The sequence below is a fragment of the Nocardia sp. NPDC057272 genome, assembly GCF_042668615.1.
Classification (GTDB): Bacteria; Actinomycetota; Actinomycetes; order Mycobacteriales; family Mycobacteriaceae; genus Nocardia.
In genome coordinates this window covers 42,635-53,169 of the sequence record NZ_JBHUYK010000040.1, presented here as the reverse complement: position 1 = coordinate 53,169, position 10,535 = coordinate 42,635, and the positions used below count along the sequence as shown (strand labels likewise).

10 protein-coding genes and 1 pseudogene are annotated in these 10,535 nt (G+C 65.7%); 5 read left to right on the top strand and 6 right to left on the bottom strand.

Translation table 11 applies throughout. The features are described 5' to 3' along the window. Positions 1-207: 207 nt before the first annotated feature. The gene (locus ACFULV_RS32690) at positions 208-1,206 is read right to left on the bottom strand and encodes an alpha/beta hydrolase (protein WP_378663531.1); all 999 of its coding nucleotides are present in this window, start codon (positions 1,204-1,206) and stop codon (positions 208-210) included. A gap of 113 nt (positions 1,207-1,319) precedes the next feature. Between ACFULV_RS32690 and ACFULV_RS32685 the strand changes: the two genes are divergently transcribed. Beyond that, positions 1,320-1,616 carry a DUF6283 family protein gene (locus ACFULV_RS32685; protein ID WP_378663528.1) on the top strand — a complete coding sequence of 99 codons (297 nt, stop codon included), beginning with the start codon at positions 1,320-1,322 and terminating at the stop codon, positions 1,614-1,616. Between the two features lie 634 nt (positions 1,617-2,250). Here the strand turns inward: ACFULV_RS32685 and ACFULV_RS32680 are convergent. Then, positions 2,251-3,291, bottom strand: coding sequence for an SHOCT domain-containing protein (locus ACFULV_RS32680; RefSeq protein WP_378663525.1), 1,041 nt, complete (start codon positions 3,289-3,291; stop codon positions 2,251-2,253). Positions 3,292-3,683: 392 nt separating this feature from the next. Here ACFULV_RS32680 and ACFULV_RS32675 point away from each other — a divergent pair, with 392 nt between their 5' ends. Continuing rightward, positions 3,684-3,890 carry a hypothetical protein gene (locus tag ACFULV_RS32675; RefSeq protein ID WP_378663522.1) on the top strand — a complete coding sequence of 69 codons (207 nt, stop codon included), beginning with the start codon at positions 3,684-3,686 and terminating at the stop codon, positions 3,888-3,890. 144 nt (positions 3,891-4,034) lie between these two features. On the opposite strand, the pseudogene ACFULV_RS32670 reads toward ACFULV_RS32675, so the two are convergent. From ACFULV_RS32670 to ACFULV_RS32655, 4 genes and pseudogenes are all read right to left on the bottom strand, one after another. Further along, positions 4,035-4,199: pseudogene (locus ACFULV_RS32670) on the bottom strand (alkyl sulfatase C-terminal domain-containing protein); the annotation flags it as partial. A gap of 205 nt (positions 4,200-4,404) precedes the next feature. Further along, positions 4,405-5,541: a CaiB/BaiF CoA transferase family protein gene (locus ACFULV_RS32665; RefSeq protein ID WP_378663520.1), complete on the bottom strand. Its 1,137-nt coding sequence runs from the start codon at positions 5,539-5,541 to the stop codon at positions 4,405-4,407. Next, positions 5,541-6,683 (bottom strand): acyl-CoA dehydrogenase family protein, encoded by a 1,143-nt coding sequence (locus ACFULV_RS32660; protein WP_378663517.1) that lies wholly within the window; start codon positions 6,681-6,683, stop codon positions 5,541-5,543. Before ACFULV_RS32660 ends, ACFULV_RS32665 begins: the two co-directional genes overlap by 1 nt. Positions 6,684-6,801: 118 nt before the next feature. Further along, positions 6,802-7,887 (bottom strand): AraC family transcriptional regulator, encoded by a 1,086-nt coding sequence (locus tag ACFULV_RS32655; protein WP_378663514.1) that lies wholly within the window; start codon positions 7,885-7,887, stop codon positions 6,802-6,804. A gap of 49 nt (positions 7,888-7,936) precedes the next feature. Between ACFULV_RS32655 and ACFULV_RS32650 the strand changes: the two genes are divergently transcribed. From ACFULV_RS32650 to ACFULV_RS32640, 3 genes are read left to right on the top strand one after another with little or no spacing between them, the layout of a single operon-like run. Then, on the top strand, positions 7,937-8,824 hold the full coding sequence (locus ACFULV_RS32650) for a MaoC/PaaZ C-terminal domain-containing protein (RefSeq protein ID WP_378663511.1): 888 nt from the start codon (positions 7,937-7,939) through the stop codon (positions 8,822-8,824). Between the two features lie 31 nt (positions 8,825-8,855). Further along, a complete protein-coding gene (locus ACFULV_RS32645; RefSeq protein ID WP_378663509.1) occupies positions 8,856-10,055 on the top strand; it encodes a lipid-transfer protein in 1,200 nt (399 codons plus the stop codon). Positions 10,056-10,096: 41 nt separating this feature from the next. Further along, positions 10,097-10,528 carry an SRPBCC family protein gene (locus ACFULV_RS32640; RefSeq protein ID WP_378663506.1) on the top strand — a complete coding sequence of 144 codons (432 nt, stop codon included), beginning with the start codon at positions 10,097-10,099 and terminating at the stop codon, positions 10,526-10,528. The last annotated feature ends 7 nt before the right edge of the window (positions 10,529-10,535 follow it).

Sequence of the window (10,535 nt, the reverse complement as noted above, 5' to 3'; positions counted from 1 at the left end):
TGCGACTTACCCGACTCGGCTGTCCCCAGTGGCACACGGCCATATGTGCTGGTCAGAGGGGTAATGCGATGAAAAAAATTGTGTCCGGAGGGGGATACATTCGCTATCCACAGTGGTCGACCTGCGGAAGTGCTGAGTATCGAGCCCGTTGCGCCAACCGGGCCGACTTCGCCGGGGATGCCGGCTCGGTCGGTCGATCCGAGGTCATTACAGACCTAAGCCGGTGCGTAGGGTCGGCCAGGAACTGTGGAGTGCGTCTTGCCAGTACGGCCATGCGTGGGTGCCGAACAAGGTGTAGCGCACGGTCGGTGTCAGGCCGGCGGTGCGCATGATCTTTTCGACGGTGCGGGTGCAGCTGAGTGCGCCTTCTTCGAGGCTGATCGCGCCGAACAGGTCGATCGGGTAGGAGAAACTCGGGTCGAAGTCGACGTCGGCCGGGCCCGGGGTGCCGCTGCCGACCGACATGTAGACAGCGGTTCCGCGGAGTGCGTCGAGGTGTTTGGTCGGGTCGTGTGCGGCCCATCCTGGGTCCAGCGAACCACCCCACATGTTGTCGGGATTGCCGCCGCGGTTGTGGACGGCGGCGCGCACCATCGGCTGTCCGACATCGGAGGTGAGCAGGCAGCCGCTGTAGACGCCGACAGCTCGATAGAGTCCGGGGTTGCGGAAGGCCAGCGTGGCCGCCGCGTGGCCGCCCATCGACAGTCCCGCGACCGCGTTTCTGCCGTTGCCCATCAGTTCTCGGTTGATCAGCGGCGGTAGTTCACGGGTGAGGAAGTCTTCCCATCGGTTGTGTCCGAGGACGGTGTCGTTGTCGAGCCAATCGGTGTAGAAGGTGCCGCCTCCGCCGATCGGCATGACCACGTTGACATTCTTGTCGGCGAAGAACCGGGTGACGTCGGTGCGCAGGGTCCAGGTGCTCTGGGTTTGGTCGTCGCTGGCGGCGGTGCCGTCGAGGAGGTACAGGGTCGGGTGTGGGGTTGTGCCGGTGGGGTGCAGGATGTCGAGCCCGACTACGCGGCCCATTGCGGGGGAGAAGACGTAGAGCTGTTCCCAGCGGTCGCTGCGGGTGATGCGATGGTCCACCGTGGCAGGGGCGGCGGAGGCGACACCGGGTGCGGTGAGTGCGGCGACGATGCCGAGTGTGGTGGCCAAGCCGAGTAGTCGGCGGCGCAGGGTGCGGAGTCGAGCAGGTGACGCTGTCATCAGGTCCTCCCGGCCACGGTCGGTTGCCGGGCCACAAGGCTTACCGGTGAAATCTCGAATCCTGTTACGCTGGAACATGTTCAGCTGCTTCAGTGTGGTCTCGGCGACGTCGAATGCGCGTGCAACTGTCCATGCCTGATGGTGGCGGCGGGTACTGGTCCGGTGTGGTCTGTGGTCGGGAGTTGTTGGCTCTTCGTGTGGCGCTGGTTCAAGGGCGGATCAGCGGCCATACATTCGAAGCGGCAGAAGTGTACGAGTCGGTGGCGCCGTTGTTCGCCTCCAGCGCCGAGGCGGCTGACCATGGTCAGCGGGAAATCGGCAAGCCGGGTCCGGACGCACAGCACGCGATCCGGAAGGTCGCTCGAACCCGTTCAGATCTGGTCGCCCCTGAACTCCACTCGCGCGACTGAGTCGTCGTCCGGCCTGCTGCACCTGCTGGCGCTCGACGAGCATGACAATCGGCGCTCTTCCGAGGATGCCGCGGTCAACTTCGCGCACACAGTGTGTGGCGACCCGTGACGAGAGGCGAATTCATGATCCAGCGCGACGCGATTTGGGAAGGTCGAGGGCAAAAATATTGCGTTGCAACGGGATTGCTAGTCTGCCTGGCGGCAGGTGGGCGGTTCGGACCGCAGACTCGCGCCGCTCATCCTGACGCCCTGATGCGCCGATTCCGGCGAGTCGAGCGTCTATTCGCTCACACATTAGCGACTTCTCAGCGCTGTGAATCATGCGAGCGTCCTTCCAGATACGAGTCCAGCTCAGTCCGTCTTCAATCGCGAGATGAGTGGAGCGCCCGGCCGATCGCAGTGCTCCCGGCTTGGCCTCGCAGTAGTTAGACCAAGCTGTGGGCGTATCACCTGCCATCTGGATCGGCGGCAGCCAGGTCGGTGATGTGGATGGTCGGCGGGCGGAGCTACAGGCGCCGCTGGACTTTGGTGAGGCCACTCGGTTTCGGGGGCTCAGTAGCCGCGAAGGAAAACTACGAGCTGGCTCCGCCTCCCCGAACGGTTCATGATCCAACGTTCGTTCTGTACCCGTCGGTCACATTCGACCGAGGAGTTCCTGCTTCTTTGTCTCGAATTCGGACTCCGACAGAATCCCGGCGTCGCGAAGCTCCGCCAGTCGCTTGATCTGATCCACGGGATCAACCGGCGGTGGAACAGGAGAAAACGCCGGCGGCGCGGGCGAGGGCTGCCGGAACTCTGCGATCTTGCGGCGGACAGCGTCGGTGATGGCGGCAGCATCGGCCGCGAGCATTTCCCCGATCACCGCGCGGTTTCCTGACGCATGGATCGTCATCTCCGAGAACACGAACCCGCCCTTGCTTTGCACCGAGCTGATCACAGGGATCGGGAAGTCCTCGGTTCGGGATCTGATTACGCCGTGGTAGACGAACAGCAGCCGCTGGTTCGTCAGAGCGACGATGCCCAGTTCGCTTTCATATTTACCTTTGGCGAGGTGCTCGACGGTTTCGCCTGGCAGGAGATGCTCGTGGAGGTGGTTGATCTCGCGCTTGCCTCCGAACGTGGATCCCACACGCGCGGCGGCGGCGGCGATGTCGGGTCGAAGACCGGACTCCTCCAACTTGGCAGCCTTCGACTTCTCTGCCTCGACGCGCGCTTCACCCCGGTCGTCGAGCAGCTGTTGCCGCTCGAGCTCCAGCTCGTCTGCGCGTTGGCGAAGCGCCGCGGTTTTCGCCTCCAACCGCGCCACGGGTCCAGTTGGTGCTTGGGGGAAACCCTGCCCCAAGTTGTGATTGGTGGCCGCGACAGTAAGCAGCCAACGGTGCAGCTCCTCGAACGAGTGCCGCTGCTTATGGGTGAACACCACCACATCCGGGTGGCTGGCCTGCTTGGACGCCCCCGGCATCGGAAGGTCTCTCGCGCCGCCGAGCATCAACAGCACTGCGCCATTGGTCAATCGAGTTGCTGGCGACAACGCAGCACCGGAAACCGCACGCAGAGGTATTCGCCGGGGCTCGAGGTTCTTGCCGAACGTGATCCGACCTATCCGCGTGTCGCGGTCAACGACGAGTGTGTGGCCATCAACGGTGATGTTGCCAGTGAAGCCCTCACATCTCATCCGCCAGCCTCCCACGACCCTAAAGGTGCCAAGCCATCGCTGGTGATGATAGCGGGGTCGTGACTTCCGGCGTTCGCCTAACGGTCGCTATACGCCAACTCGGTCGTAGTGAGCGCAGTGCGGTCTGCATGGCGCGCGTTCCCGGGGGCAGCGAACGTCAATCCGAGCGCGCCCGCCACGAATCGGTGGACCGAGGCAAGACCGCGGCCCGTGCCTCGTCCTTGTCGGAACGTTGAGCACTGCTCGGTCGCGGACATGACGGTGCCCACCGGCACCGTCGAGGACGTGCAGACCGCAGTCGACAAGGCCCGGATCGCCCAGTGGGCGTGGGCCGTCCGTTAGCGTGCGGCGCCATCGAACGATTCCGCACGCTTGACCAGAGGTAGCGCTGGGTGCACTTTCGCGGACGCGAGCAGGCGGAGACCGAGCTTGGCGTCGTCTCGTATCAGGTCGATTCGGCGACGCTTCGAGCACGGATACTTCGCCGGAACGATGAGGTCGGGGCGAATGCCGCATTCGTCTCCGAGGAGCAGTTGCTGCGCTACCAACGTGGCTTTGAAGTGCCGATCGATGAGGGCCAAACCACGATCCGACACTGATCTTGCTGGATGCCTGACCACGGTTGGCCATGTTCTGGGTTGGGGTGCACACACCGGGGCCGGCTTACCTCCTGCCCGATACGGCCTGACGTTGCGGTCATTCTGTTTCCGTTGCTGGCGGAGGTGTCCCGGCCAGGGCCCGTGTCAGGGCGTGACGATCGGGAAGGTGGGGTGGGGGTTTTCGAGGAGCTGCTCGAGCAGCCGTGTGAGCACGCCGGGGTCGCCGGTGTAGTCGAGCCTTTCGACTCCGTCGCCCGCCAGTACGCCGAGCAGTTCGGGCTTGGTGAGGGTGACGGTGAGGTCGACCTTCGCCTCGGTGCGGGGGTGTGGGCTGGTGGGTCCTCGGCCGGGACGGCCCCGAGGTCGTCGGCCCGGCCGTGTCGTCCATCGCCGGGCTGCCGGAGCACGTTGCGTATCGGCGCCTGCTGACCTCTGGGACGATCGTCGGGATCACCGTGCTCTTCTTCGCGACCGCGGCGCGAACGGCAGTTGTGGAATCGGCGCGGTTGAGAAGTCAGCGCTGGGAGGCGCGGTCGGTGATCCGTGCCAGCTGCTCGGTGGTGATGCCCCACTCGGCCAACAGATCTCGGACCTGCTCGGCTGCGGCCATATTCGGTGCGGGATGCGCTGTGGGGGTGCGTCCGAAGCGGGGCGCGGGCGCGGGCTGACGCAGGCCGTCGACGTCGATGAACGCGTCTCGGGCCTGATTGTGGGGGTGGTTGTGTGCCTCCCACGGACTGAGCACCGGGGTGACGCAGGCGTCGGAGTCGGCGAACAGCCGCGCCCATTCGTCGCGGGTTCGCTCCTTGAAGCATCCGGCGATCCGTTGCCTCAGTTCGCTCCACCCGGTGCGGTCCAACTGGAACGGCAGGTCCGGGTCCTCGATCCCGAGCACCGCGAGCAGTTGCAGGAAGAAGGGATATTCCACGCAACCGACCGCGACGTGTTCGCCATCGGCGCATTCGTAGGTGTCGTAGAACGGAGCGGCGCCGTCGAGCACGTTCTCGCCGCGCGGTTCGTTCCACAGACCATGGGCGTGCAAACCGTGCATGAACGCGGTCAGCAGCGCGGAGCCGTCGACCATGGCGGCGTCGACGACCTGGCCGAGGCCGGAGCGCTCCCGCTCGTAGAGGGCGCCGAGCACACCGAGGGCGAGCAGCATGCCGCCGCCGGCGAAGTCGCCGAGGATGTTGGCGGGCGGCACCGGGCGTTCCCCCGGCCGGCCGACCAGCGACAGCGCGCCGGACAGGGCGATGTAGTTGATGTCGTGCCCGGCGCGCGCGGCGAGCGGACCGGATTGGCCCCAGCCGGTCATCCGGCCGTAGATCAGGCGTGGGTTGCGCGCCAGCAGATCGTCCGGGCCGATTCCGAGGCGTTCGGCCACGCCTGGGCGCATCCCTTCGACGAACACATCGGCGGCTTCGACGAGGGCGCAGAGGGCTTCGTGGTCGGCGGGGTCTTTGACGTTGAGCCGGATCGTGTGCTTCCCGCGGTCGAGGGGGCCGTCGGGCGGTGTCAGCCCGTCACCGTTGCCGCCCTCGCGCTCGACCCGCACGACCTCGGCGCCGAGATCGGCCAGCATCATGCAGCCGAACGGTGCCGGCGCGAGCCCGGCCAGTTCGACTACCTTCACACCGTGCAGCGGGCCCATCACAGGCTCCGTCCGATGATCATCTTCATGATCTCGTTGGTGCCGCCGTAGATCTTCTGGATCCGCGAATCGGTCCACAGCCGCGAGATCGGGTATTCGGCCATGTATCCGTAGCCACCGAACAGCTGCAGGCATTCGTCGGTGACTTTGCACTGCTGCTCGGTGAGCCACCACTTGGCCTTCGCGGCGGTGGGGATGTCGAGTTCACCGTTGGTGTGTTTGGTCACGCAGTCGTCGAGGAAGGTCCACGCGACGGACTTGATGGTGTCGGCCTCGGCGAGCGTGAACTGGGTGTTCTGGAACGCGAAGATCGGTTTACCGAAGGCTTCGCGTTCTCTGGCATAGGCCACGGTGAGCTCGACCGACTTCTCGATCGAGGCTGCCGCTGCCACCGCGAGGATCAGTCGTTCCTGGGGAAGCTGGCTCATGAGCTGGATGAAACCCAGCCCCTCGGCGACACCGAGCAGGTTCGACTGCGGTACCCGCACGTCGTCGAAGAACAGCTCGCAGGTGTCTTGACCGTGCTGGCCGACCTTTTCCAGGTTGCGTCCGCGTCGGAAACCCGCACGGTCGGTCTCGACCGCGATGATCGACACGGACTCGGCGCCCTTGCCTTCGGACGTCTTGGCCGCCACCAGGACCAGATCGGCGAGGAAGCCGTTGGAGATGAATGTTTTGGCTCCACTGATGACGTAGTCGTCGCCATCCTTGCTCGCCTTGGTCTTGATGCTCTGCAGATCCGAACCCGTGCCAGGCTCGGTCATCGCGATCGCGGCGACGATGTCGCCGCTACACATCCCAGGCAGCCACCGCTGCTTCTGCTCCTCGGTGCCGTAGGCGTTGATGTAGTGCGAGATGATCCCGCTGTGCAGCGGGATGCCCAGGCTCGGTGACAGTGTGCGAACCTGCTCGATAGCCACTACGGCTTCGTGGCGGAAGTCGCCGCCACCGCCGCCGTATTCCTCCGGCAGGCTCAGGCCGAGCAGGCCGAGCTCGCCCGCGGCCTGCCAGACCTCGCGGTCGACGTGGTGCTGTCTGCTCCAGCGATCTTCGTTGGGTGCGCATTCCTTCTCGAAGAATCGCCGCGCCAGCTCGGCGAGCGCGTCCAGATCCTCATCCATCCACGGTGATCGGTGGGCCACGGGAACTCCTTCGTTCATTTCCTGTCTGAACGAAGCTTGGTCGCGCCGGCCGCCGTGGGCGATGATCGTGGCGCGCGGATGCTTGACCGGAACGCTCGAGACGTACCAGGCGTCGGACTCAGCGTTGGTAGGCGCTGGGCGGGTCGCCGGTCCACCGGCTGAAGGCGCGGGAGAAGGCGCTCGGCTCGGAGAAGCCGAGGCGCCGCGACAGCGCCGCAATGGTCTCCTCGCCGCGGACGAGGCTGGTCACGGCCGCATCGCGCAGGATCCGCTCTTTGATCTCGCGCGAGGATGTGCCCTCCTCGCGGAGTTTTCGACGCAGGGTCTGCGGGCTCATCGCGAGTTCGGCGGCCAGGTCGTCGACGCTGGGCCACGCACCGGTGAGTCCACGTTCCAGCAGTCGACGTACTTGCCCGGTCACCGAGGTAGCCGTCCCGGTGCGGGTGAGCACAGCGGCAGGCATGTCACTGAGAAAGGCGAGCAGTTCCTCCTCGTCGCGGACCATGGGTGCGTCCAGCAGGCCCGCTTCGAAGACCAAGGCGGGCCGCGGAGCCGAGAACCGCACCGGCGCACCGAAAATCAGATCGTAATCGCCGGTATCGGGCACTGCCGGATACGGCACCTCGACGCGGCGCAGGGGCATCCGGTGACCGAGACTCCATGCGATGTAGCGGTGCATCGAGATTAGCAGGACATCGACGAGTACATCGACGGGTACGGCGATGGCACTGATATCGAATTCGAGCCGCGCCTCGTCACCGGTCTCGACGATCTCGATCGGCGGAAAACCGGGCAGGGACCGGTGGAAGGTCTTGGCGCGCTGGGTCGCCGCCCGCAGAGTAGGCGCGCTGATCAGCCCGAAACACAGCAACCTGAAGGTCCCCAGCGGCACCGGTCGCAGGCCGAAACCGAGCAGTTCGTCGTCGGTCGTACGCCACAACCGATGGAAGAGGCTGGTTATCTGCTCGAGGGTGACCCGGGCCCGTCCCTGGGCGAGCAGGTCAAGGGATATCCCGGCCTCGTCCATCATCGATGCCACGTCCCAGCCACGGCGTGCCGCGACCTCCACCAATGCCTGGACGCGGGTGATCGGCAGGGTGTAGCCGGGAGAGTCGGGGTGCACGGACCAGACCGTACACAGTCCGCCGCGCGCCCTCAGCGCGTCGATGAGCGTTTCGGTCAACGAACCGAGAGGAACGATCATCGCCTCGGTCACCTCTGGCTCCTACCGTCGAAACAGGCAATGCCCAACGATGCGCACAGGAGTTTCCACCGTGGCCGAAAACGAGGGTTTCAACCTCGACCGTCTTGATATCTGGGGCGAAGAGCAGAAGTTCCAGGTCGACCGTGACCGCACCATCGCCTACGCCGAGGCCACCAACGACCCGATCGCCCACCACCTCGACGGCACCTACGCGCCCCCTGTCTTCGCGGTCGTTCCCGCCATGGCGACGATGGCCGATGCCACCATGTCGGTGGTGCCCGACGAGCTCATGCTGCGAATCCTGCACGGCGAGCACGACTTCCGGCTGCACCGGCCGATCGTGCCCGGCGAGACGCTGACCGTGCGCGCCAAGCCGGTCGGCATCGAGGGCAAGTCCTCCGGTGTCGTGGTCACCACGCTGCTCGAAACCCGTGACGCGCAGGGAGAACTGGTCAACGAGCAGTACTTCATCGGCTTCTTCCGTGGCGGCCAGTTCGACGGCTCCGTCGGAATCACCAGTCCGGAACACGGCTTCGACGACGCCCTGCGCGACCGTGCCCCGGATCACGTGGTGGCCCAGACCTTCGACGCCGATCAGACCTTCCGCTACGCCGAACCGGCGGGCGATCCGATGCCCATCCACCTCGATGACGAATTCGCCCAGGCAATGGGATTGCCCGGCATCATCATCCACGGGCTGTGCACCATCGCCTTCACCTCGCACGCGCTGATCACCCGGGTCGCCGATGGCGATCCGACCAGGCTGAAGCGCCTGGCGGTGCGGCTGACCAAGCCCGCGCGGCCAGGCGAGACCATCACCACCTCCGTGTGGCGCACCGACGATGTCGATGGCCGCCAGGTGTTCGCCTATGAAACCGCCGGTGACGAGAGCCCCGGCAAGTGCGTGATCACCGACGGCCTGGCCGAGTTCGCCTGATCTCGATTCTCACCGATCCAAGGAGTCTTTGATGTCCAACCGTGTGTTCGTCGTCGGCGTCGGCATGACGAAATTCGAGAAGCCCGGCCGCCGGGAGGGCTGGGACTACCCGGCTATGGCGCTCGAGTCCGGCGCAGCCGCCTTCGCCGATGCCGGCATCGGCTACAGCAAGGTGCAGGAGGCCGCCGTGGGCTTCTGCTACGGCGATTCCACCAGCGGCCAGCGGGCCCTCTACGAACTCGGCATGACCGGTATTCCGGTCGTCAATGTCAACAACAACTGCTCCACCGGCACCACCGCCCTCTACCTGGCGGCGCGCGCCATTCGCGGCGGGATGGCCGACTGCGCGCTGGCGCTGGGCTTCGAGAAGATGCAGTCGGGTTCGCTGGAGGCCGGCTACACCGACCGCGAGCAGCCGCTGCTGCGTCACATCGACGCGCTGGCCGGTCTGCGTGACTTCGCGATGCCGGTGGCGCCGTGGATGTTCGCCACCGCCGGTGTCGAGCACATGGAGCGCTACGGGTCCACCCCCGAGCACCACGCCAAGATCGCCGAGAAGAACCACCGGCATTCGGTGAACAACCCGTACGCGCAGTTCCAAGATGCTTACACCCTCGAGGAGATCCAGAACGCGAAGATGGTGTACGAGCCGCTGGGCCTGACCCGGTTGATGTGTTCGCCCACCTCTGACGGCTCCGGTGCGGCTGTGCTGGCCAGCGAGCGATTCGTCGAGGAGCACGACCTCGGCGATCGGGCGATCGAAATCGTCGGCCAGTCGATGGTCACCGACTTCGAGACCACGTTCACCGCCAAGACCGCGCGGGCCATCGTCGGCTACGACATGAGCAGGGTCGCCGCGCAGAACGTCTACGAGCAGGCCGGAATCGGCCCCGACGACATCGACGTGATCGAACTCCACGACTGCTTCGCCCCCAACGAGCTGCTCACCTACGAGGCGCTGGGCCTGGCGGCCGAGGGGGAGGGCCACAAGCTGATCGACAACGGCGACACCACCTACGGCGGCCGCTGGGTGGTCAACCCCTCCGGCGGCCTCATCTCCAAGGGCCACCCGCTCGGTGCGACGGGTCTGGCGCAGTGCGCCGAGCTGACCTGGCAGCTGCGCGGCGAGGCCGAGGCCCGTCAGGTGCCCGAGGCGAAGGTCGCCCTGGCGCACAACATCGGACTTGGCGGCGCGGCCTTCGTCACCGCCTACCGTCCGGCCGCCCGCTGATCCACAGCATTCCGCAACAACCCTCACAACAGGAGAGATCCATGGCCAAGGTAGCCATCAGCAAGGACATCGCCGCACCGCAGGAGAAGGTGTGGGAGGTGCTCGCCAATCCCGCGCGCTTCGAGGAATGGCTGACCCTGCACACCAAGTGGAAGTCGGAGCCGCCGACCGAGCTCGCCGCCGGCTCGAAGATGTCGGAAGTGCTGACCATCATGGGGATGGCCAACACCATCGACTTCACCGTCGGCACCTACGACGCGCCGAACACCATGAGCATGTCGGGTGTCGGCATGGCGGGCGCCAAGATCACCTTCACCCTGTCGGTCGAGGCTGCGGGGGACGGGTCGACGGTCACCATCGCGTCCGAGTTCATCAGCCAGATGATGGTCGGCGCCGTCGGCGGTGCGATCGAGCGCGCCTCCGCCAAGGAGATCGAAGCGTCGCTCGAGAAGTTCCAGTCGCTCGTCGCCTGAGTCGACG